Annotated in this window: 15 protein-coding genes; 9 read left to right on the top strand and 6 right to left on the bottom strand. The window is 64.9% G+C overall.

All coding sequences use genetic code 11. The features are described 5' to 3' along the window. The first annotated feature begins 112 nt into the window (after positions 1 to 112). The 4 genes from A5906_RS18220 to A5906_RS18205 all read left to right on the top strand — a co-directional run bounded on the left by A5906_RS18220 (position 113) and on the right by A5906_RS18205 (position 4521). The gene (locus A5906_RS18220) at positions 113 to 817 is read left to right on the top strand and encodes a hypothetical protein (protein ID WP_080136762.1); all 705 of its coding nucleotides are present in this window, start codon (positions 113 to 115) and stop codon (positions 815 to 817) included. Between the two features lie 147 nt (positions 818 to 964). Further along, positions 965 to 1744 (top strand): enoyl-CoA hydratase, encoded by a 780-nt coding sequence (locus A5906_RS18215; RefSeq protein WP_080136761.1) that lies wholly within the window; start codon positions 965 to 967, stop codon positions 1742 to 1744. A 221-nt stretch (positions 1745 to 1965) separates the two neighbouring features. Beyond that, a complete protein-coding gene (locus A5906_RS18210) occupies positions 1966 to 3363 on the top strand; it encodes a TolC family outer membrane protein (RefSeq protein ID WP_080136760.1) in 1398 nt (465 codons plus the stop codon). Positions 3364 to 3558: 195 nt separating this feature from the next. Further along, entirely contained in the window at positions 3559 to 4521 is a 963-nt protein-coding gene (locus tag A5906_RS18205) for an amidohydrolase family protein (RefSeq protein WP_080136759.1), read from the top strand. Positions 4522 to 4534: 13 nt separating this feature from the next. Here A5906_RS18205 and A5906_RS18200 read toward each other — a convergent pair whose 3' ends face one another. The 3 genes from A5906_RS18200 to A5906_RS18190 all read right to left on the bottom strand — a co-directional run bounded on the left by A5906_RS18200 (position 4535) and on the right by A5906_RS18190 (position 10493). Continuing rightward, on the bottom strand, positions 4535 to 7651 hold the full coding sequence (locus A5906_RS18200) for an efflux RND transporter permease subunit (RefSeq protein ID WP_080136758.1): 3117 nt from the start codon (positions 7649 to 7651) through the stop codon (positions 4535 to 4537). A gap of 51 nt (positions 7652 to 7702) precedes the next feature. Further along, positions 7703 to 8947: an efflux RND transporter periplasmic adaptor subunit gene (locus A5906_RS18195; RefSeq protein WP_080136757.1), complete on the bottom strand. Its 1245-nt coding sequence runs from the start codon at positions 8945 to 8947 to the stop codon at positions 7703 to 7705. 145 nt (positions 8948 to 9092) lie between these two features. Beyond that, positions 9093 to 10493, bottom strand: coding sequence for a CoA transferase (locus A5906_RS18190; RefSeq protein WP_080136756.1), 1401 nt, complete (start codon positions 10491 to 10493; stop codon positions 9093 to 9095). Positions 10494 to 10549: 56 nt separating this feature from the next. On the opposite strand from A5906_RS18190, the gene A5906_RS18185 reads away from it, so the two are divergent. Next, positions 10550 to 10837 (top strand): hypothetical protein, encoded by a 288-nt coding sequence (locus A5906_RS18185; RefSeq protein ID WP_080136755.1) that lies wholly within the window; start codon positions 10550 to 10552, stop codon positions 10835 to 10837. 175 nt (positions 10838 to 11012) lie between these two features. Beyond that, positions 11013 to 11783, top strand: coding sequence for an SDR family NAD(P)-dependent oxidoreductase (locus tag A5906_RS18180; protein WP_080136754.1), 771 nt, complete (start codon positions 11013 to 11015; stop codon positions 11781 to 11783). 249 nt (positions 11784 to 12032) lie between these two features. Here the strand turns inward: A5906_RS18180 and A5906_RS18175 are convergent, their stop codons facing one another. Genes A5906_RS18175 through A5906_RS18165 form a run of 3 tightly spaced genes read right to left on the bottom strand, consistent with a single transcriptional unit; the run spans position 12033 to position 17930 of the window. After that, positions 12033 to 15572: an error-prone DNA polymerase gene (locus tag A5906_RS18175; RefSeq protein WP_080136753.1), complete on the bottom strand. Its 3540-nt coding sequence runs from the start codon at positions 15570 to 15572 to the stop codon at positions 12033 to 12035. Next, positions 15569 to 17227 carry a Y-family DNA polymerase gene (locus tag A5906_RS18170; protein ID WP_080136752.1) on the bottom strand — a complete coding sequence of 553 codons (1659 nt, stop codon included), beginning with the start codon at positions 17225 to 17227 and terminating at the stop codon, positions 15569 to 15571. The genes A5906_RS18175 and A5906_RS18170 overlap by 4 nt, the downstream gene beginning before the upstream one ends. Continuing rightward, a complete protein-coding gene (locus tag A5906_RS18165) occupies positions 17124 to 17930 on the bottom strand; it encodes an ImuA family protein (protein ID WP_080136751.1) in 807 nt (268 codons plus the stop codon). Before A5906_RS18165 ends, A5906_RS18170 begins: the two co-directional genes overlap by 104 nt. Positions 17931 to 18093: 163 nt before the next feature. On the opposite strand from A5906_RS18165, the gene A5906_RS18160 reads away from it, so the two are divergent. From A5906_RS18160 to A5906_RS18150, 3 genes are all read left to right on the top strand, one after another. Continuing rightward, entirely contained in the window at positions 18094 to 19329 is a 1236-nt protein-coding gene (locus A5906_RS18160) for a putative DNA modification/repair radical SAM protein (RefSeq protein WP_080136750.1), read from the top strand. Beyond that, a complete protein-coding gene (locus A5906_RS18155) occupies positions 19329 to 20771 on the top strand; it encodes a UdgX family uracil-DNA binding protein (RefSeq protein WP_080136749.1) in 1443 nt (480 codons plus the stop codon). Before A5906_RS18160 ends, A5906_RS18155 begins: the two co-directional genes overlap by 1 nt. Before the next feature lie 98 nt (positions 20772 to 20869). Then, positions 20870 to 22498, top strand: a complete 1629-nt coding sequence (locus tag A5906_RS18150) for an inorganic phosphate transporter (protein WP_080136748.1) — start codon at positions 20870 to 20872, stop codon at positions 22496 to 22498. The last annotated feature ends 62 nt before the right edge of the window (positions 22499 to 22560 follow it).

Genomic DNA, 22560 nt, shown 5'->3' with positions numbered 1-22560 from the left:
GCCCCGCTTTTGGCCCGGTGTGGCCCGAAGATTCCCCTTTTCTGCCCCGCTGTCGTCACCTCGCGGCGTCTCTGTTCGGTCCGGGGATGGGCGAATTGGGGAGATCGTCAACATGATGAAAGCCAGCGGGCGCGCTGCCCTGATTCTTCTTGCCGGGCTTTTCCTGCTGTTCGGAAGCGCTGCACAGGCGGCGCCGGCTTCGGCTGCGGGCAGCCAATCGGACAGCGCCGGCAAACAGGCCGATGCGGTCAAGCCTAGCAAGCACCGATACCATTCTTCTCGCCGAACCAGCAGCAAGACGGCGCGGAAGTCGTCCGGCGACAACGCCGAGGGCAAGGACACCGCGGCCAAGGCCGGCGAGGCCAAGTCTGGCGAGGCCAAGTCTGGCGAGACCAAGACTGGCGACAAGGCCGATAGCGGCTTGCCCGCTTCGAGCCAGATGCCGTCGGAGGTCGCCAACGCCAATGCGCAGCTTGCCGCCGCCGATACGCCGCCCGCAGCCGCGGCCTCCGCCATGACCGGCCGCGCCAACAACAACGTCCAGGCGGCGGCCGATAATGCCGCGGCCCCGAATGCCGAGAGCCAGATCGTCGAGCCCGACCAGCCCAACGATCTCGACCGCGCCTTGCAACAGGACAATCCGCCCGGCCAAAAGGCGGTGCTCGCCGCGGCCGAGGCGCAGCCGCGTCCCGCGCCGGTGATGGCCAGCAGCCAGCAGAGCTCGGCCTGGGACCAGAGCTCCCTGATCGGCAAGATCTTCATCGGCGTCGGTACGCTGCTGACGCTTGCGTCCGCCGCGCGGATGTTCATGGCCTGATTTCGTTGCCTTACGTCCTGCCTGACGATTCGTCCGGAACGCGCGCTTCGCCTGTTCCGGACGGCCTGTTCCGGCAGAAACTTCGCCCCTTGAAGCCCACCGCGCCAGCGGGCACATTGCCCTCCCAATCAAAAGCGTGGGTGGAGCATGAGCACGTTCGAACACATCATCGTCGAAAGCACCGGTGCGGTCGGCATCATCAAGCTGAACCGGCCGAAGATGCTCAATGCGCTCTCCTTCGGCGTCTTCCGCGAGATCGCCGCGGCGGTCGACGATCTCGAGGCCGATGACGCCATCGGCTGCATCGTCGTGACCGGCAGCGAGAAGGCCTTTGCCGCCGGCGCCGACATCAAGGAGATGCAGCCCAAGGCCTTCATCGACATGTTCTCCGAGGACTTCGCCGCGATCGGCGGCGACCGCATCGCGCGCTGCCGCAAACCGACGATTGCGGCGGTTGCAGGCTATGCGCTCGGCGGCGGCTGCGAGCTCGCCATGATGTGCGATTTCATCATCGCCGCCGACACCGCTAAATTCGGTCAACCCGAAATCACGCTCGGCACCATCCCCGGCATCGGCGGCACCCAGCGCCTGACCCGCGCCATCGGCAAGTCGAAGGCGATGGATCTCTGCCTCACCGGCCGGATGATGGATGCAGCGGAAGCCGAGCGCTCTGGCCTCGTCAGCCGCATCGTGCCCGCTGACAAGCTCATGGACGAGGTCATGGCCGCGGCCGAGAAGATCGCCTCGATGTCTCGTCCTGCGGCCGCGATGGCCAAGGAAGCAGTGAACCGCGCCTTCGAGACGACGCTGGCCGAGGGCATGAGCGTCGAGCGCAACCTGTTCCACGCGACCTTCGCGCTGGAGGACCGCTCCGAGGGCATGGCCGCGTTCATCGAGAAGCGGAAACCGGTGAACAAGAACCGGTAACGCGGGCGAGCGGTCAGGCTGGTGTAAGGCTCTGCCGTCTCCCTGCAAAAATGCTGTGACGCCCCTGCAACAAGCACGGAATACATGGGGGTTTTCCCCGCGGCGGTTTGCCTGCGGGACCTCGGCTGGTTAAACAGTTAAGAGGCCACCGTCGGCGGGGGCGGACAGCCGGGGTTTAGCGGGACTACATGATTGGGCGTACCGCCAGAGCTGGTCGCGTGATGACGCGACGTCGATCGGGCGTGGGTCCTGTGCTTGCGACATGGACCACGCTGGCGCTGTCGTGCGCCCTGCCCGCTGCCGCGTCGGCAGAGGCCCTGCCGGAGGCATTGGCAAAAGCCTACCAGACCAACCCGCAGCTCAATGCCGAGCGCGCGCGCCAGCGCGCGACCGACGAGAACGTGCCGCAGGCGCTCGCGGGCTACCGGCCGCAACTCGTGGCGAGCCTCAGCGCCGGCCTGCAATCGGTGCGCAACCTTTTGCCGAACAACACCATCCAGACCGCCGATCTGAAGCCGTGGGTCATCGGCGTCACCGTGACGCAGACCCTGTTCAACGGCTTCCGCACTGCCAACAATGTGCGAGCCGCCGAGCTGCAGGTCCAGTCGGGCCGCGAGGCGCTGCGCAATGTCGGCCAGGGCGTGCTGCTCGACGCCGTCACCGCCTATACGAACGTGCTGGCGAACCAGTCGCTGGTGGAGGCGCAGCGCTCCAACGTGGCCTTCCTGCGCGAGACCCTTGCGGTCACCCAGCGCCGCCTCAACGCCGGCGACGTCACGCCGACGGACAGCGCCCAAGCCGAGGCCCGGCTCAACCGCGGCCTTGCCGACCTCAACGCCGCCGAAGTGGCGCTCGCGGTCAGCCAGGCGACCTATGCGCAAGTGATCGGCAATGCGCCATCGCAGCTCAAGCCCGCCGAGGTGGTCGACCGCTATCTGCCGAAGAGCCGCGAGGATGCGCTCTCGATGGCAATCCGCCAGCACCCGGCGGTGATGGCCGCAGGCTTCGACGTCGACGTCGCCTCCACCAATATCCGCGTCGCCGAGGGCGCGCTGCTGCCGAGCGCCAGCGTCCAGGGCAGCGCCAGCAAGAGCCGCGACAACGACCCGACGCTCGGAACCTTCGCCCAGGACCAGGCCTCGGTCGTCGCCAATGTCACCGTGCCGATCTATGACGGCGGCCAGGCGGCCGCGCAGACCCGGCAGGCCAAGGAGGTCGCGGCACAGAGCCGGCTGGTGCTCGACCAGGTGCGCAACCAGGCCCGCACGGCCGCGGTCAGCGCGTGGGTCGCCAATGAAGGCGCCAAGATCGCGGTCTCGGCCTCGGAATCCGAGGTGAAGGCGGCCACGGTCGCGCTCCAGGGCGTGCAGCGCGAGGCCGCCGGCGGACAACGCACCACGGTGGACGTGCTGAACTCGCAGGCCGACCTGATTCAGGCCAAGGCCCGCCTGATCGGTGCGCTGCGCGACCGCGTGATCGCCTCCTACACGCTGCTCAGCGCCGTCGGCCATCTCGACGTCAAGACCTTGAGCCTCAACACGCCGGACTATCTGCCCGAAGTGCACTACCAGCAGGTCCGCGACGCCTGGCACGGCCTGCGCACGCCCTCGGGACAGTAGCCGTCAAATCTCTCGGGTCGGTGCCGATGAAAGCCGCCGTATCCATCCGATGGGAGCTTCCGCTCCGGCGTGACGACGCTCGGTCGCGCGATTGCGGACCTTGTCGGGCAGCTATGCAACGACGCGGAGCGACTATCCGACTGATGTGATACTGTCCCGGCACACTTTCAAATAGAAAGATCAGGGAGAGAAACCGTGCTCAATCGACGCAGCGTCTTGCTTGCCTCCCTCGCCGCCGGAGTAGCCATGACCAACAGAGCCCACGCCCGCGCGGCGCAGCCTGCCACGCCGGTCAATTTCGACGTCCCTGCTCATGCTTGCGACTGCCACACGCACATTCATGGCGATGTCGAGAAGTTTCCGTTCTTCGCCGGGCGCGTCTACACGCCCGAGCCGGCAAGCCCCGAAGAAATGGCCGCCCTGCACAAGGCGCTGCATATCGAGCGCGTGGTAATCGTTACCCCGAGCGTCTACGGCACCGACAATTCGTCGACCTTGTTCGGCATGAAGGCACGCGGCGCCAATGCGCGCGGCGTCGCCGTCATAGACGACAAGACGACCGAGGCGCAGCTCGATGCGCTGCAGGCGGACGGTTTCCGCGGCATGCGTCTCAATCTCGCAACCGGCGGCGTCAACGATCCCAACGTCGGCAGGTCACGCTTCACCGCCGCTATCGAGCGCATGAAGGCGCGCGGCTGGCACGTGCAGCTCTACACCACGCTTCCCATGATCTCGGCGATCAAGGACCTCGTCGAGAGCGCGCCGGTACCTGTCGTGTTCGACCATTTCGGCGGCCTGGAAGCCGCGCTCGGCCTGGAGCAGTCGGGTTTCTCCGATCTCGTTGCGCTGGTGAAATCCGGCAAGGCCTATGTGAAGATCTCCGGCGCCTATCGCTCGTCAAAGCTCGCACCGGATTATCAGGACATGGTGCCGTTCGCACAGGCCCTGATCGCGGCGAATCCGGATCGCATCGTCTGGGGCACCGACTGGCCGCACCCGGATTCGAGCCGTGTCGAGGGACGCAAAGCCACCGACATCGCGCCGCTCTACCAGATCGACGACGCCCGCCTGCTCAATCAGCTTCCGGTATGGGCGCCGGATGCCGAGGTGCGCAAGAAGATCCTGGTCGACAACCCGGCGCGGCTCTACGGATTTTGACCGGCGCGGGACGTTAGCGCGCGCGGCGGGAGAAGAAGGAGATCAGCACCGGCAGCGTCACCAGGATCACGACCGGCGCCAGCATCATGCCGGTGACGACAACGACCGCAAGCGGCTTCTGCACCTGGGAGCCGATGCCCTCCGACAGCGCCGCCGGCAACAGGCCGACGCCGGCGACGACGCATGTCATCAGCACGGGGCGAAGCTGCAGCTCGCCGGTGCGGATCACTGCGCTCACCCGGTCCATGCCCTCTTCGATGAGCTGGTTGAACTGCGACAGGATGATGATGCCGTCCATCACGGCAATGCCGAACAGCGCGATGAAGCCGATCGCCGCGGACACGCTGAATGCGGTGCCGGTAATCAGCAGCCCCAGCACGCCGCCGAAGATCGCCATCGGGATCACGCTCATCGCCAGCAGCGTGTCGGTCATCGAGCCGAAATTGAACCAGAGAAGAACGCCGATCAGCGCCAGCGAGATCGGCACCACGATCGACAGGCGGCGGATCGCGTCCTGGAGATTACCGAATTCGCCGACCCATTCCATGTGCGAGCCGGGAGGCAGCTGCACCTGGTCGGCGATCTTCTGCTGCGCCTCGCGGATCGCGCTGCCGAGGTCGCGCTCGCGTACCGAGAACTTGATCGGCAAATAGCGTTCCTGCTGCTCGCGATAGATGTAGGCAGCCCCCGAGACGAGGCTGATGGTAGCGACTTCGCTGAGCGGGATCTGCGTGACGGTGCCGTTCGGCCCCGGCGCGCCGATGCGCAAGTTCTGGATCGCCTCGGCGCTCCGGCGATACTCCGGCGCAAGGCGCACGATGATCGGGAAGTGACGGTCGCTTCCCGGCTCGTAGAGATCGCCCGCGGTGTCACCGCCGATGGCGACCTTGATGGTGGCGTTGATGTCGCCGGGAGCGAGGCCGTAGCGCGCGGCCTTGGCGCGGTCGATGTCGATCTGGACGGTCGGCTGGCCGAGCGAGGTGAACACCGCAAGGTCGGTGACGCCCTGCACCGTCGACAGCACCTGCTTGATCTTGTTGGCGGTGTCGGTCAGCGCCTGGAGGTCGCTGCCGAACAGCTTGATCGAATTCTCGCCCTTCACGCCGGAGACGGCTTCGGAGACGTTGTCCTGCAGATATTGCGAGAAGTTGAACTCGACGCCGGGGAAGCGGTCATCGAGCTGCTTGAGCAGTGCCGCCGTCAGCTCTTCCTTGTCGCGTGTGCCGGGCCATTGGCTTGCGGGCTTGAGCGGCGCGAAGAATTCGGCGTTGAAGAAGCCGGCAGCATCGGTGCCGTCGTCGGGGCGGCCGTGCTGCGACACCACGGATTCCACCTCAGGCCGGGCCCGGATCACCTTGCGCATCTCGTTGACGTAGCTGTTGCCCTCCTGGAGCGAGATGGTCGGCGGCAGCGTGGCGCGGATCCAGAGATTGCCCTCTTCCAGCTTGGGCAGGAATTCGAGGCCGAGCAGCCGGCCCAGCGCCACGGTCATCACCACGAGGCCGACCGCGCCGCCGAGCACGATGTTGCGGTTGGCCACGGCCCAGTTCAGCACCGGCATGTAGATTCGGTGCAGGATCAGCATCACTTTGGTCTCGGTCTCCTCGACATGCGCAGGCAGGATGATGGCCGAGAGCGCCGGGGTGACCGTGAAGGTGGCAAGCAGGCCCCCGGCCAGCGCGTAGGCATAGGTGCGCGCCATCGGCCCGAAGATGTTGCCCTCGACGCCGGAGAGCGTGAACAGCGGCAGGAAGGCCGCGATGATGATCGCGGCGGCGAAGAAGATCGAGCGCGAGACGTCGGCCGCGGCGCTGAGGATGGCGTGGCTCTTCATGCCGAACAGCGTCTCGTTCGACATATGCTCGTGTTCCGACACCGGCGTCGTCTGCGTCAGGCGGCGGAAGATCGCCTCCACCATGATGACCGTGGCATCGACGATCAGGCCGAAATCGATCGCGCCGACCGACAACAGGTTGGCCGATTCCCCGCGCAGCACCAGGATGATCACCGCGAAGAACAGCGCGAACGGAATCGTGGCGCCGACGATCAGCGCGCTGCGGAGGTCACCGAGGAAGATCCACTGCAACAGCACGATCAGCAGGATACCGACCACCATGTTGTGCAGCACGGTGTGGGTGGTGAGCTCGATCAGGTCGCCGCGGTCGTAGATGCGCTCGATGCGCACGCCGGGCGGCAGGATGCTGGAGTTGTTGATGGTCTGGACGAGCTGATGGACGCGCTTGATGGTCGGCGAGCTCTGCTCGCCGCGGCGCATCAGGACGATGCCCTGCACAATGTCGTCGGACTCGTCGAGGCCCGCGATGCCGAGGCGGGGACGTTGTCCCACGGTGACGGTGGCGACGTCCTTGACAAGCACCGGGTTGCCGCTGGTCTGCGAGAGCATGGTGTTGGCGAGATCGTCGATCGAGCGGATCAGGCCGACGCCGCGCACCACGGCCGACTGCTGGCCGATGTTGACGGTGTTGCCGCCGACATTGACGTTCGCATTGCCGACCGCCTGGAGCAGTTGCGGCAGCGTCAGGCCGTTGGCGACCAGCTTGTTGAAATCGACCTGAAGCTCGTAGGTCTTGCTCTTGCCGCCCCATCCGGTGACGTCGATGACACCGGGCACGGCGCGGAAGCGGCGCTGCAGAATCCAGTCCTGGATGGTCTTGAGGTCGAGTACGCTGTAGTTCGGCGGGCCGACCAGGCGGTAGCGGAAGATTTCGCCGATCGGGCTCAGCGGCGAGATCTGCGGCTGCACGTTGCCCGGCAACGGCGCGAGCTGCGCTAGGCGGTTCAGGACCTGCTGCAACGCCTCGTCATAGGTGTAGGCGAAGGAGAACTGGAGCTTGATGTCGGAGAGGCCGTAGAGCGAGATGGTGCGGATCGTCGTGAGGTTCTTCAGGCCCGCGACCTGGGTCTCGATGGGGATCGTGATGTAGCGCTCGATTTCCTCGGCCGACAGGCCCGGGCTCTGCGTCACGATGTCGACCATCGGCGGGGTCGGGTCGGGATAGGCCTCGATGTTGAGCTGGTTGAACGCGATCAGGCCGCCGATCAGCACGGCCACGAACATGCCGACCATCAGGAAGCGCCGGTTGACGGCAAGGGCGACGAGGCGATCCATTCAGGTCTTCAGTTTGTCTTCAGTTTCGTCTGCAGTTTCTTGGGTCGTCGATCAGCTGCCGGACGCCGCGCGGTCGATGAACAGGCTGCCCTTGACGACGATCTGCTCGCCGGGTTTCAGGTTGCTCGTGACTTCGACGAGATTGCCGTTGATGAGGCCGATCTTGATTTCGCGCAGCTCGACCGACTTGTCCTCGCGCGCGACCCAGAGACGGACCTTGTCGGCTTCGTAGATCAGGGCCTGCTTGGGCACCGCTGGCGCCGCACGATCGGCGGCCGAATAGATCGTGACGTTGGCGAACATCTCCGGCTTGAGCAGGCCGTCCTTGTTGTCGATGGTGGCGCGGACCAGGAGGCGGCGGGTGCTCGGATCGATCGCCGCCGCCACATAGTTGATCTTCGCGGTGAGTGGGCGGCCCGGCAGCGCCATCACGTTGACGGAGATGTCCTGGCCGATGCAGACCGCAGCCGCATCGCTCTCGCGCACGAAGGCGGTGAGCCAGACCGTCGAGAGATCGCCGATCACGAACACCGGATCGCTGGCGCCGGAATTGACGTACTGGCCCGGGCCGATCTTGCGTTGCACGACCGTGCCGGAGATCGGCGAGTAGATCGTGATCTCCCGATTGATCGCACCCTTGTCCTGGAACGCCTTGATGGTCTCGTCGGTGAAGCCGAGGATGCGCAGCTTGTTGCGCGCGGCCTCCAGCGCGGTCACCGAGGAGCGCATGTCGTTCTGCGCCTGGACCTGGGTCGCTTCGGCCTGCTGATAGTCCTTCAGCGGAATAGCGTGGCCCTCATAGAGATCCTTGGCGCGCTTGAACTGGATGTCGGCAAGATCGATCGCCGACTTCGCCTTGTTCTGCGCGGTCATCGCCGCGATGAAATCGTTCTGGGCCTGCACGGTGTCGGCGGCCTCGATTGTGAACAGCGGTTGACCTTGCGTCAGGGTCTCGCCCGGCTTGGCGAGCAGCTTGGTGACCCGGCCCGCATAAGGCGAGAACACCGGCGTCGAGCGATCCTCATCGACAGCGACCTTGCCCTCGGTGACATATTCGGCCCGGAAGGACCTGGCCTTGACCGGCTCGATCGTCAGCGTCGCCCACTCGGACGGCGTCGGCGTGAAAGTCTGCGCGTTCCTGCGCGACTGGCTGGAAATCTCGGAGTGGCTCTTCTCCTTGACGCCGGCACGTAGAAAGCCGTAGGCCCCGCCGCCGGCAAGGGCTAGTAAAACTACGGATGCGATCACCCGCTGTTTTGTAAGCACCTGCAATCGCTTGGTATTTTCAACTACCATGGGGCCCGGTCGTGTCTGCGACGATCTCGGCAGACGCCTGCCTTATCGGTCGCGCTAATAGTGCCGAATTAGGATTTCAAACAACCTAAAAAACGCTTCGCGCCTTTCCGTTTGCGTTAAAATTTTGCGACGCGTCAGCCCCGTGTCAGCTTCGAGGCGGCCACTGTGCCGGATGGCTGCCGAGTGGCATTGCCGGACGGCTCCATTGCGCCGGCGTCTTCGACAGCAGCGCCGAATGCTGCACCGCTTTCAACGTACCAAAGCCAGATGACATGCTTTCGATGAACGCAGCATGTACAGCTTCACCCGTAATTTCCGGGGTGTTCAGTCCGCCCTCGAGCCGGCCGAGATTCCATAGCCAGCGTCCGGTCTGCGCCAGCGATACGCGGACGTGCCAACTGCCGCCTTCGCGCGCCTGGCGTGCTCTGGCCATCATCGCGCCGAACGCCATCAGATAGCCGGTGGCATGGTCGAGCATCTGCGCCGGCAATTCCTTCGGACCGTCGACACCCGCGGCCTCTCCCTCGGCATGGTTGAAGCCGGTCGTGGTCTGCACCAGCGAGTCGAAACCGCGCCGCTCGGCCCAGGGGCCGGCATGGCCATAGGCCGACAGCGTCACATAGACGATGCCGGGACTGATCGTGGCGACCTCTTCGGGCGCAAAGCCGATCGCGGCGAGCGCGCGCGGGCGATAGCCCTGCGAGAAGATGTCGGCATCCTTGAGCAGCGCGCGCAATTGCGCCCTGCCCGCCTCGCTCTTCAGCTCGATGAAGGTGGTGAGCTTGCCGCGGCCGGTATCGATGGTGAGCCAGGGAATCGCAGGTAGCTCGGGCCCTGACACCAAGAGCACATCGGCACCGTGCGCCGCGAGCGTGCGGCCGGCGACGGGACCCGCGATGACGCGGGAGAGATCGAGCACGCGGAGGCCAGCGAGCGGACGATCGCCTTTCGGCCACGGCCTTGGCGGGGCTTCGCCGATCCTCTCGATCGAGAGCAGCGGCAATTGCGCGAGCGCATGCGCCTGCGGCAGCGCCGACCATTCGTCGCAAGAGCGCATCAAAGCGACGACGCCGCCTGCTGCGTAAGCCGCGGTCTCGAAATCCTCGCCCTTCCACTGCATCAGCGCGGCCTGCACCTGCTCGCGTTCCGCCTCGCAGGCAAGCACCTTGCAGACGGCATCGCGGTGATGCGGGAAATTGGTGTGGCAGCGGACGAAGCGGCCATCGCCGGTCCTGTAGACGCCGGCGATGGCGTCCCAAGCCGGTGGCGGCGGCTTGTCGTCGAGGCGCAAATAACGCTCGGAACGGCATTCGGCCACGGCGTGGCGCAGGTCGACAGAGACGTCCTGCATCTGCCCGCTGCGCAGCCGCCAGATCTCGGCGGCGGCGAGGCCCGCCGCGGCAATGGTGGTTTGGCCGGCAACCGCGACGCGAAACGATGACGGGATCTGCGGCTCCTCACCGGTCAGCCGCACGCGATCGAGCGCGGCGGCATCGCCGCCCGCGGTGGTCCAGATGTCCCTGAGAATAGCGGCGGGACTTTGCATGGCCGCTTCGCTCCCTTAATTTTCACGACCATCCCATGAGCACATAAGGAAATGCAATGGCCGCCATCGATCCTCTCACCGCAGGCGCCGTGTTCGTCGCAACGGCGGCCACCGACGCGGTCTATGTGATGTTCACTTCGGCCGTTGTCGCGCGCAAGCGGGTGCCGGCGGCTACCTGGAGCGCGATCTGGTATTTGCTCTCCTCCTATGCCGTGATCAGCTACACCGAAAACGCCTTCTATGTCGCCTTCGCCGCGACCGGCTCCTGGGTCGGCGCCTATGCCTCGCTGACCTTCCTGCACCGCCCGCCCGGCGGCCCGCCTGTGGGAGCGGCGCCGGAGTGAGGAGGTCCCGCCTCTCTTCGCGTCATTGCGAGGAGCCCTTGCGACGAAGCAATCCAGAAATGCATCCGCGGAAACAGTCTGGATTGCTTCGCTGTGCTCGCAATGACGAATTGGAGAGTTCAGCATACCCGCCGAAGCAGCTACACTGCACAGCACCAACAAAAAGGAGCCAACAATGGATCTCGGTCTCAAAGGCAGGAACGCCGTCGTGCTCGGCGGCACGCGCGGCATCGGGCGGGCGATTGCGGCGACGCTGGCCGGTGAAGGCAGCAATGTCGCGGTGTGCGCGCGCAACGCGGATCAGGTCGCGGCAACCGTCGCCGAGTTGAAGGCAAGCGGAATCCGCGCCACAGGTAGCCCGCTCGATGTCACCGACGGTGCGGCACTGAAAAGCTGGATCGAGAGTGCCGCGAAGGAGCTCGGCGGCATCGACATGCTGTTCTCAAATGCCGGCGCTATGGCACAAGGGCACGATGCCGCGTCCTGGGAGCAGAATTTCCGGCTTGACCTGCTCGGCGCCGTGCATGCGTTCGACGCCGCGCGGCCGTTCCTCGAGATAAGCGGCGCCAGTAGCGGCGATGCGGCCTTCGTGATCGTCTCGTCGATCGCCGCGGCGCAGGCGGACACGGCTAGCTCCTACGGCCCGATCAAGGCCGCGCTGATCCACATGGCCAAGGGCCTGGCACGGCAATATGCGAAGAAGAAGATCCGCGTGAATGTCGTCTCGCCCGGCACCGTCTATTTCAAGGGCGGCGTCTGGGAGATGGTCGAGCAGAACATGCCCGAGCGGTACAACGACGCAATGAAGCGCAATCCGACGGGCCGCATGGCAACGCCGCAGGAGATCGCGACCGCGGCGGTGTTTCTGGCGAGCCCGGTGTCGGGATTCACCACGGGATCCAATCTCGTCGTGGACGGCGCGATCTCGAACCGGGTGAATTTTTAGAGCACGCTGTCATCCCCTGGCTTGACCGGGCGATCCAGTATTCCAGAGGCGGCTGTGATTGAGCCGAGGGGCCGCGGCGTACTAGATACCCCGCCTTTCGCGGGGTATGACGATTGAGAGTGTGGCGCGCAATCGCTCGACAAACTCGTCATTGCGAGCGCAGCGAAGCAATCCAGAATCTTTCAGCGGGAACAGTCTGGATTGCTTCGCTGCGCTCGCAATGACGACGTGGCGGCAGCCTGCACAATCTCAATGAAAATCCCGCGACGGCGGCAGGATGCGGACGTTGCGGGGGTGGCGGATTTTTTGCGCTGGCATGTCCGCAAGCGCCCGGGGGTCTTCGTTGAGCGGTTCGACGACGGTCGCACCTGCCGGCACCGGATGCTTGCCGCCTAGCGCGTCGTTGGCGAGGCCGACCAGATCATGCGAACGGTCGATCATGCGCTGGGCGATGAGATGCGTCACCTTTTCGGGGCTGCTCTGGATATAGCCCTGAACCTCGATGAGGCGCGCGCCCATCACCTCTTTGCGGTACTGCTCCATGACCTTGGGCCAGACCACGACATTGGCGATGCCGGTTTCGTCCTCCAGCGTCATGAACACGACGCCGCTGGCGCTGCCCGGCCGCTGCCGCACCAGCACCACGCCGGCGCAGCGGACGCGGCGTCGCTCGTTCTCATGGTTGATCTCCTTGCAGGCGACGACGCGCTCGCGCGTAAACATCTCACGCAAGAATTCCATCGGATGGCCCTTCAGCGACAGCCGGATGGTCTGGTAGTCCGCGACCACCTGCTCGGAACGCGGCATCACGGGCAGCGGCTGTGCGCCTTCGTCCGGCTGCTCGCGCGCGGTCGCCGCCTCGAACAGCGGCAGCGGCACGTCGTCGGGCAGCCGCCGCACCTGCCAAAGCGCCTCGCGTCGGTCGAGCCCGAGCGAGCGGAACGCATCGGCATCCGCAAGCAGGATCAGCGCGCGCTTGGGCAGGCCGGTGTCGCGGGCGAAATCCTCCAGCGAGGTGAAGGGACGGCGGTTGCGGGCTGCGATGATGCGGTCGGCCCAGTCGAGCTCCACCGCACTTAAGGCGGCCCGGGAGGTGGTAGGGCTCTCTCCCCCCTTGTGGGGGAGAGTTGGAGAAAGGGGTAAGCCACGACCACCGCCCGTGCGTCTCACCCCTCTCCCTAACCCTCCCCCACAAGGGGGGAGGGAACCCATCCGTTCGTGCGTCCCTGACTCATGTTCATCAACGCTTCGCTTGCGCAGGGCCTGAGCCCTCTTCAACCTCTCCTCATCCTCATCCAGCCAGTGAAATCCATCGATCTGGCGGAAGCCGAGGCGCACGGCGCAATATTTTCCGTCAGTGTTCTCCAGCGTGTTCTGCGCAAAGCTGAAGGACACGTCGATGTCGCGGACCTCGACACCGTTCTTGCGGGCATCGCTGACGATCTGTGCCGGGGCGTAAAATCCCATCGGCTGCGAGTTCAAGAGGCCACAACAGAACGCGTCGGGGTGATGGTATTTCAGCCATGAGGAGATGTAGACGAGCTGGGCGAAGCTCGCGGCATGGCTCTCCGGGAAGCCGTAGGAGCCAAAGCCCTTGATCTGGTCGAAGCAGCTTTTGGCGAAATTGGGGTCGTAGCCGCGGGCGACCATGTTGCCGATCAGTTTCTCCTCGTATTGACCGATGGTGCCGACATTGCGAAAGGTCGCCATCGAGCGACGCAGGCCGTTGGCCTCCTCGGAGGTGAAGTGCGCGGCCTCGATCGCGATCCGCATCGCCTGCTCCTGGAACAGCGGCACGCCCAAGGTTTTGTGCAACACATTGTAAAGCTCGTCCTTGTCACCGTGGTCGGGTGACGGAGACGGATAGCTCACTTTTTCCAGCCTGTTCCGCCGCCGCAGATAAGGATGCACCATGTCGCCCTGGATCGGCCCCGGCCGGACGATCGCGACCTCAATGACGAGATCGTAGAAGGTCCGCGGCTTCAGGCGCGGCAGCATGTTCATCTGGGCGCGGCTCTCGACCTGGAACACGCCGAGCGATTCTCCGGCGCACAGCATGTCGTAAACCCTGGGATCATCCTGCGGGACACTCGCCAGCACAAAACGCTCACCCTTATGATCCGCGATCAGATCAAAACATTTCCTGATGCAGGTCAGCATGCCCAGTGCGAGCACGTCGACCTTCATCATGCAGAGCGCGTCGACATCGTCCTTGTCCCATTCGATGAAGGTGCGGTCGTCCATCGCGGCATTGCCGATCGGCACATAGGTGTCGAGCCGGTCCTGGGTCAGCACATAGCCGCCGACATGCTGGGATAGATGGCGCGGGAATTCGATCAGCTCGGTCGCAAGCTCGACCGCAAGGTTGATCATGGGATTTTGCGGATCGAGCCCGGCCTGCCGGACCTGCATGTCGTTGAGGCCCTTACCCCAGCTGCCCCAAACGGTGTCGGCGAGCGCGGCAGTGACGTCCTCGGTGAGGCCCAGCGCTTTGCCGACATCGCGGATGGCGCTGCGCGGGCGATAGTGGATGACGGTGGCGATGATCGCGGCGCGATGGCGGCCGTAGCGACGGTAGACATATTGCATCACCTCCTCGCGCCGCGAATGCTCGAAATCGACATCGATGTCGGGCGGCTCCAGCCGCTCCTTGGAGATGAAGCGCTCGAACAAGAGGTCCACCTTGGTCGGATCGACCGAGGTGATGCCGAGCACGTAGCAGACGGCCGAGTTCGCCGCCGAGCCGCGGCCCTGGCACAGGATGTTCTGGCTGCGCGCGTAGTGAACGATGTCGTGCACGGTGAGGAAATAGTGCGCGTATTTCAGCTCGGCGATCAGCGCGAGCTCTTTCTTCAGGGTGGCGCGCAGCTTGTCGTCGATCTCGCCGCCGAAATATTTATCGACCCCCGCCCAGGTCAGATCCTCCAGATGCCCCTGCGCGGTCTTGCCCGGCGGCACCGGCTCGTCGGGATACTGGTATTTGAGCTGGTCGAGCGAGAAGTCGATCCTGTCCGCAAAGCGGATGGTCTCCGCGATCGCGTCGGGGAAATCGCGGAACAGCCGTGCCATCTCGCGGGGTTCCTTCAGGAAGCGCTCGGCATTGGCTTCCAGCTTCCGCCCCACAGCTTCGATCGTGGTCTTCTCGCGGATGCAGGTCAGCACGTCCTGAAGCGGCCGGCGGCTGGAATCGTGATAGAGCACCTCGTTGGTCGCGAGCAACCGCACCTTTGCCTTGGCGGCGAGATCGTCGAGCCGCGCCAGGCGCCGGCGGTCGTCGCCGCGATAGATCAGGCTCGCCGCCAGCCACACGCCGTCGGCGCGGCTGGCTTTGAGCTTTGCCAGCACATTCATCGCCTGCGCGGGCTCAAAACGATGCGGCAGCGTCAGGATCAGGAGCTGGCCTTCGGAAAACTCCAGGAGATCGGCGAAAGTGAGATGACACTCGCCCTTCTCGATCCGCGTGATGTCGTCGCCGCGCTTGCCCCGGGTGAGGAGCTGGCACAGCCGGCCATAGGCCGCACGGTCGCGCGGATAAACCAGAATATCGGGTGTGCCGTCGACGAAGACGATGCGCGCGCCGATCAGCAGCTTCGGCTTGTGCAGCACCTCGTCATTGTCGAGTTCCTTGTAGGCCCGCACCACGCCGGCGAGCGTGTTGTGATCGGCAATGCCGATCACCGGAATTTCCAAGGCGCTGGCCTGATGCACATAGGCGCGCGGATCAGATCCGCCGCGCAGGAAGGAGAAATTGGTGGTGATGCCGATCTCGGCATAAGCGGGCGTCGTCATGCGAAGAGACCGTGCACATACCAGCCGGGAGACGCGGGACTGCCGTCGGCGTCGAACACCTCGCCCTCGTAAAGACCATCGCGAAAGATCCAGAAGCGCAGGCCTTCGGCATCCTCGATGCGGAAATAGTCCCGCGTCAGCTGCTTGCCGTCCTGCCGCCACCATTCCATGGCGATGCGCTCGGGCCCTTCCACCCGCACCACCGCGTGCAGCGCGCGGCGCCAGGTGAACTGATGGGGCGGACCATCAGGCACGGTCGCGAACGGCACCTTGATCGGTTCCGGCTTGTCGAACAGCCGCAAGGGACGCAGCGGTGGCTCGCTCTCGACGCGCGCCGGCCATTCGGCCTGCATCGCGGCCGTGAGATGATGCTGCGCAGGCGCAGCCAGCACCGCGCTTTCGGGGATATGAGTGTCCTGCGGCAGGTGCACGACGACACGTTTTCCTCCGATGCGCGCGGCGATGCGGTCGATCAACGCGGCAAGCTCATCATTGTCGTGGACATGGGCGTCGAGGTCGCGCTGCTCCTGCACCACGATCTCGGTGCGGCTCGCCGACAGCCGCACCATGTCGAAGCCGAAACCGGGATCGAGCGGATCGGCGAGCGCATCGAGGCGCTCGCGGAACAGCCGGTCGATGACCGCGCTGCGCGTCACGGGACGCCCAGTCTCGACCATGATCGCGCGCACCACGCCGTCGGTGCGGAAAAACGCAGCTTCGAGACGCCGCGCGCCCTTGCCCTGCTTCTCCATGGACGCAATCAGCGTGTCGGCCAGCCGCGACAGCGTCATTGCGATCATGGTGTCGGTCGCGATCGGCTCGGCAAAGCGTTTCTCGACGATATAGTCGGGCAATGGCTTGCGCGGATTGATCGGCGCATCGCCCTGCCCCAGCGCATGCGCGAGCAGGGTCGAGAACCGCGCCCCGAACCGCGCCGTGATCTCGGAGGCGTTGCGCGATGCGACATCGCCGATGGTCTTCAGGCCGGCGCGACGCAGGCCGGTGGTGATGGCCTCGCCCGCACCGAGCGCGGAGACCGGAAATGAACTGATCGCCTCCGCCTCCCCGCCATCGGCCACGATGATGCCTGTCGCCTGCCGCGTCAGCGTGCGCGCGCAGACCGACGTGCCGGCGATCGCCGCGCTGACGGCAAAGCCCTGACGCGCAAGGGCACGAACCAGCGTCTGCAACAGTGCCGCTTCGCCGCCGAACAGATGCGCGCAACCGGTGATATCGAGGAACAGCCCATGCGGCGAATCGAGCGCCACCAGCGGCGTGAAACGGTCGCACCAGTCGGCGATGTCGCTGAGCGTCTTGGCATCGGCCACGACATCGGCATCGAACACCCGCAAGTCCGGGCACATCGCCCGCGCATTGGCGAGCGGCTGGCCGATATGCAGACCCAGACGAGACGCCGCATCGTCCAGCGCATGGATCACCAGCGCGTTGTTGTCCTTGAGGACGACAATGCTCGGCTCGTTTCTTTGTTTTGACGCGTTTTCTTCACGCGAACCGGTACCCACTTCGCTTGAAAACGCTTTGGCTTTGGCCTTATGCAGTCCGGCGCTGCCAAGGAACCGCTGGATCCGGTCGATGGGCAGGCGCGGCAGCCACAGGCTGAGAATACGTCGACGGTTCGCTGAACTGGCACTCATCACAATTCCATTCCATGATCCACCGGCCGCACGGGCCATGACGATTGCGCAAGAGCTCGGCATCGAAGCGTGGCGCGCCCCAGGCGCTCCAAGGCGCCGCAGGCATTGAAGCTGAGCCCGGCGGCGAATGCGCCGCGCGCAGCATCCATCGCGTCTCCGCAGTCGAAGGCAGCGGCTGCGCGGCCATGCGCAACAAGAGGCCGGTGACGCCGGAGCCTTGCGCGGCCAGCGTCAGCTTGCGGCTCGCCACAAGATCGAACTGCCTGACATCGCCCCAGAGCTCGAGCACGACCGCACCCAGCGCATCGCAAGCGAGCGCATCGGCCGAGGTGCGCAGCGCGCTCTCGACATCGGCGGCGCGCACCATCACCACCCGGCGCGGATCGAGACCGAGCTCGGCGAGCCCGCTCATCGACAGCGCGCCGGTCTCGATTTCCGAAAAATCCTGCCGCACCCACAGCAGTGGCCGCTGCGCCGAGACGCGCCCCGCAAGCCCCATGACAAAGCCCGTTCCGGCCGCGCCCTGGCGCCCCTCGCAAAACACCTCGTGAATCGCCGCGCGCGCGAGCCCGCCTTTCAGCACGCCATCGACCTCGTTATGACCGAGCGCGACGCGATCCTGCTGATGCACGACCTCCGCCGTCTCGATGCGCTCGATCTGGCCGCGCAAGGTTGCAAGCGCGCTTTGGCGTGCGCCGCTCATATACGCCGCTCCTTCAGAGGTGATTGCCGATGGCTCTCAAAAAGAGAACCAGCGGCTGGCTCATTTGTTCATGATATGTTCTAATATAAAGCTAACGGGGTGCGGAGAGTCAATCGAATTGGTGCGCTCCGGGATTCATCAGCAGAATCAAAGGGATTTAGGGATGGACGTGCAACGCAAGCTGGAGATCCTAGCCGACGCCGCCAAATACGACGCGTCCTGCGCTTCCAGCGGCACCGAGAAGCGGGATTCCAGCGACGGCAAGGGCATGGGCTCGACCGCGCCGGGCATGGGCATCTGCCATTCCTACGCACCGGACGGACGCTGCATCTCGCTGCTCAAGGTGCTGCTGACCAACGCCTGCAACTACGATTGCCTCTATTGCGTCAACCGCGCCTCCTCCAACGTGCCGCGCGCCCGCTTCACCATCGACGAGGTGGTCAAGCTGACGCTCGACTTCTACCGGCGCAATTACATCGAAGGGCTATTCCTCTCCTCCGGCATCATCCGCAGCCCCGACTACACCATGGAGCAGGTGGTCAGCGTCGCGCGAAAGCTCCGCGAGGAGCATCACTTCCGCGGCTACATCCATCTCAAGACCATTCCCGAGGCCGACGACGCCCTGATCGCGGAAGCCGGCAAATATGCCGATCGTCTCTCCATCAACATCGAGATGCCGCAGGAGACGAGCCTGCAGCAATTCGCGCCCGAGAAGGACGTGCGCGCGATCCGTCGCACCATGGGCCGGCTGCGGCTGAAGCTCGATGAAGCCGAGGACAGCCGCAGCGCGAAGACGAAGGCCAAGCCGCAGCGCTTCGCACCGGCCGGACAGAGCACGCAGATGATCGTCGGCGCCGATAGCGCCTCTGATCACACCATTCTCCACACCAGCGCCAATCTCTACGGCTCATACAGGCTGCGGCGCGTCTATTACTCCGCCTTCAGCCCGATCCCTGATGCGAGCCGTGCTTTGCCTCTGGTACAGCCCCCGCTGCTGCGCGAGCACCGGCTCTACCAGGCCGACTGGCTGATGCGATTCTATGGCTTCGACGTCGGCGAGATCGTCGATGACAGCGCGATGCTGCCGCTCGACATCGATCCCAAGCTCGCCTGGGCGCTGCGCCATCGCGACCGCTTCCCGCTCGACGTCAACCGCGCCAGCCGCGAGGAATTGCTGCGGGTGCCCGGCTTCGGCACCAAGGCGGTCGAACGCATCATTGCGACGCGGCGCACCACCACGATCCGCCTCGCCGATCTCGCGCGGCTGCATGTGCCCCGGCACAAGGCGCTTCCGTTCATCGTCCTCAGCGATCATCGCCCCTCACCGCATCGGCTCGATGCCGCCGGGCTGATCGAGCGGTTCAAGCCGAAAGCAACGCAACTGGGATTTGGCTTCTGATGCAGTACATCACCCTCGATACCGAAACCGATTTCGACGGCTGGCGCAAAGCCGCGCGCAGCCTCGTGCTTCACCACGTGGGACCGGAGGATGTCACCTGGACCGTGCAGGACGGCGAAGCCGAGTTGTTCGCACCGCCCGCACCGTCTCCGATCCTCGAGGTGAACGACGGCACTTTCAATGTGTCTGCAAAATTCGTCGAGCTCGCCAAGGCTGCTATCCTGCACCGCGATGGCGAGCGTTTCGCGATCCTCTACCGCCTGCTGTTCCGGCTGAAGGACAATCACGACCTCATCGAGGTCGCGACCGATCCCGACGTCGCGCAGGTCACGGCGATGGCGAGAGCCGTCCATCGCGACGAGCACAAGATGCACGCCTTCGTGCGCTTCCGCGAGATCGGCCGGGAACGCGACGCATACTACGTCGCCTGGTTCGAGCCGGAGCATCACATCGTCGAGCTCGCAGCCCCATTCTTCGCAAAACGCTTTGCCGACATGCCGTGGTCGATCCTGACGCCGGACCTCTGCGCGCATTGGGACGGCCATGCGCTTTCGTTCACGCCAGGCGTCAGCAAGAGCGAAGCGCCTGGCGAAGACCGGCTGGAGGAAACCTGGCGGCGCTACTACGCCAGCATCTTCAATCCGGCCCGGCTCAAGGTGAAGGCGATGCAGGCCGAGATGCCGAAGAAATACTGGAGGAACCTGCCCGAGGCTTCGATCATTAAACCCCTGATCGAGGACGCCGAGCGCATGACCGGCGCCATGATCGCCAATGCCGCAACCGATCCGCACAAGCCTCAGAAGCGGCCGGAGGCTCCGATGACACGCAAGACTGCTGCCGACGATCTCGAAGCGCTCCGCGAGGAAGCCGCCCATTGCCGCGCCTGTCCGCTCTACAAGGACGCGACGCAGACCGTGTTCGGCGAGGGTCCCAAGAACGCCAACATCATGCTGGTCGGCGAGCAGCCCGGCGACAAGGAAGACCTCGCCGGCCATCCCTTCGTCGGCCCGGCCGGGCAGATGCTCGACCGCGCGCTGGAGGAAGCCGGCGTCGACCGCAAGAAGGTCTATGTCACCAACGCCGTGAAGCACTTCAAATTCGTGCCGCGCGGCAAGATCCGCCTGCACCAGAAGCCGAATACGCCGGAGATCCGGGCATGCCGGCAATGGTTCGAGCGGGAAGTTTCGACAATCCAGCCCGATCTCATCGTCGCGATGGGCGCCACCGCCGCGCAAAGCGTGTTCGGCAAGATCACTCCCATAGGCAAGACCCGCGGCCGGCTGATCGATCTGCCCGACGGCCGCAAGGCGCTGGTCACGGTGCACCCGTCCTATCTGCTGCGGCTGCCCGATCCGGAGGCCAAGGTACTGGAATATCAGCGCTTCGTCGAAGATTTGAAGATCGCCGCCGGCCTGCAGAGGAAATCCGCGCGCGCGGCCTAAATAGCGGCGGAAAAACGGCTTTCAACCGCTGCTTGTCATCCAGCCTTCAAATCCATCGCGGACAATACCCTTACCTGAAAGTTAAGGGGCGTCCTGACATGACTGATGTAGCATTCGACCGCGCGGTAGCCGATCCCGCGCCGATCCAGCCGGCCTCGCGGCCCAATCTCGACAAGGGCTTCAATCCGCTGACGATGATCCTGTTCTTCGGCATTCTCGCCGCGGGCCTGCTGTTCGTCGCCTACAGCATCTATATCGACGTCAACGCCACCGGCACGCGGGTCACGACCTTCCTGCCCTACATCCTGCTGTTCGTCGCGCTGCTGATCGCGCTCGGCTTCGAGTTCGTCAACGGCTTCCATGACACCGCCAACGCGGTGGCGACCGTGATCTACACCCATTCGCTGCCGGCTGAAGTCGCGGTGATGTGGTCCGGCTTCTTCAACTTCCTCGGCGTGCTCTTGTCCTCCGGCGCGGTCGCCTTCGGCATCGTCTCGCTGCTGCCGGTCGAGCTGATCCTGCAGGTCGGCTCCAGCGCCGGCTTCGCCATGGTGTTCGCGCTGCTGATCGCCGCGATCCTGTGGAATCTCGGCACCTGGTTCTTCGGCCTGCCCGCCTCCTCCTCGCACACGCTGATCGGCTCGATCATCGGCGTCGGCATCGCCAACGCCGTCATGCGCGGCCGCGACGGCACCTCCGGCGTGGACTGGAGCAAGGCCACCGAGATCGGTTACGCGCTGCTGCTGTCGCCGCTGGTCGGCTTCGCCTGCGCCGCGGTGCTGCTGCTCGTGCTCAAGTTCATCGTGCGCAACCCGGCCCTCTATGCTGCGCCCGAAGGCAACAGGGCGCCGCCGCTCTGGATCCGCGGCCTCCTGATCCTGACCTGCACCGGCGTCAGCTTCGCCCACGGCTCCAACGACGGCCAGAAGGGCATGGGCCTGATCATGCTGATCCTGATCGGCACGGTGCCGACCGCCTATGCGCTCAACCGCGCGCTGCCGGAATCCCAGGTCGCCCAGTTCCAGAAGACCTCGGATGCTGCCTCAAAGGTGATCTCGGCCAAAGGCGCCGGCCACAGCATCATCGGCGACCCCCGCCCGGCGGTGACGCAGTACATCACCTCGCACCACATCAGCGAGGGCACCTATCCCTCGCTCGCCGTGCTGGTGAAGGATGTCGGTGACCAGGTTGCCAAATATGGCACACTGAACAAGGTGCCGGCGGAAGCCGTCGGCAATACCCGCAACGACATGTACCTGACCTCGGAGGCGATCCGCTTCCTGATGAAGGACAAGGAGAACGATCTCAACAAGGAGGAGATCGCGACCCTCAACGGCTACAAGGGCTCGCTCGATGCCGCCACGAAGTTCATTCCGAACTGGGTGAAGATCGCGGTCGCCATCGCGCTCGGCCTCGGCACCATGATCGGCTGGAAGCGTATCGTCATCACCGTGGGCGAGAAGATTGGCAAGTCCCATCTCACCTATGCGCAGGGCGCTTCCGCCGAGCTCGTGGCCGCGGCCACGATCGGCGCCGCCGACGTGTTCGGCCTGCCGGTCTCCACCACCCACGTGCTGTCGTCCGGCGTCGCCGGCACCATGGCCGCGAACGGTTCGGGCCTGCAATGGTCGACGATCCGCAATTTGCTGATGGCCTGGGTGCTGACGCTGCCCTGCGCGATCATGCTGTCGGCCACGCTCTACGTGATCTTCTCGCGGATCTTCTGAGCGATCGCATCAGTCAAAAACAAAGGGCCCGTGCGATGCGCGGGCCCTTTTCGTTCGTGCGA

Origin of the sequence: Bradyrhizobium sacchari (assembly GCF_002068095.1) — a bacterium.
In the GTDB taxonomy this organism is placed as follows: domain Bacteria; phylum Pseudomonadota; class Alphaproteobacteria; order Rhizobiales; family Xanthobacteraceae; genus Bradyrhizobium; species Bradyrhizobium sacchari.
The sequence above is the reverse complement of the archived record's forward strand: the minus strand, read 5'-3'. Positions and strand labels throughout refer to the sequence as shown.

Coding starts and splice junctions, on each gene's coding strand:
- A5906_RS18220 (WP_080136762.1), top strand. CDS start 113: ATGATGAAAGCCAGCGGGCGCGCTGCCCTGATTCTTCTTGCCGGGCTT.
- A5906_RS18215 (WP_080136761.1), top strand. CDS start 965: ATGAGCACGTTCGAACACATCATCGTCGAAAGCACCGGTGCGGTCGGC.
- A5906_RS18210 (WP_080136760.1), top strand. CDS start 1,966: ATGACGCGACGTCGATCGGGCGTGGGTCCTGTGCTTGCGACATGGACC.
- A5906_RS18200 (WP_080136758.1), bottom strand. CDS start 7,651: ATGGATCGCCTCGTCGCCCTTGCCGTCAACCGGCGCTTCCTGATGGTC.
- A5906_RS18195 (WP_080136757.1), bottom strand. CDS start 8,947: ATGGTAGTTGAAAATACCAAGCGATTGCAGGTGCTTACAAAACAGCGG.
- A5906_RS18190 (WP_080136756.1), bottom strand. CDS start 10,493: ATGCAAAGTCCCGCCGCTATTCTCAGGGACATCTGGACCACCGCGGGC.
- A5906_RS18185 (WP_080136755.1), top strand. CDS start 10,550: ATGGCCGCCATCGATCCTCTCACCGCAGGCGCCGTGTTCGTCGCAACG.
- A5906_RS18180 (WP_080136754.1), top strand. CDS start 11,013: ATGGATCTCGGTCTCAAAGGCAGGAACGCCGTCGTGCTCGGCGGCACG.
- A5906_RS18175 (WP_080136753.1), bottom strand. CDS start 15,572: ATGACGACGCCCGCTTATGCCGAGATCGGCATCACCACCAATTTCTCC.
- A5906_RS18170 (WP_080136752.1), bottom strand. CDS start 17,227: ATGAGTGCCAGTTCAGCGAACCGTCGACGTATTCTCAGCCTGTGGCTG.
- A5906_RS18165 (WP_080136751.1), bottom strand. CDS start 17,930: ATGAGCGGCGCACGCCAAAGCGCGCTTGCAACCTTGCGCGGCCAGATC.
- A5906_RS18160 (WP_080136750.1), top strand. CDS start 18,094: ATGGACGTGCAACGCAAGCTGGAGATCCTAGCCGACGCCGCCAAATAC.
- A5906_RS18155 (WP_080136749.1), top strand. CDS start 19,329: ATGCAGTACATCACCCTCGATACCGAAACCGATTTCGACGGCTGGCGC.
- A5906_RS18150 (WP_080136748.1), top strand. CDS start 20,870: ATGACTGATGTAGCATTCGACCGCGCGGTAGCCGATCCCGCGCCGATC.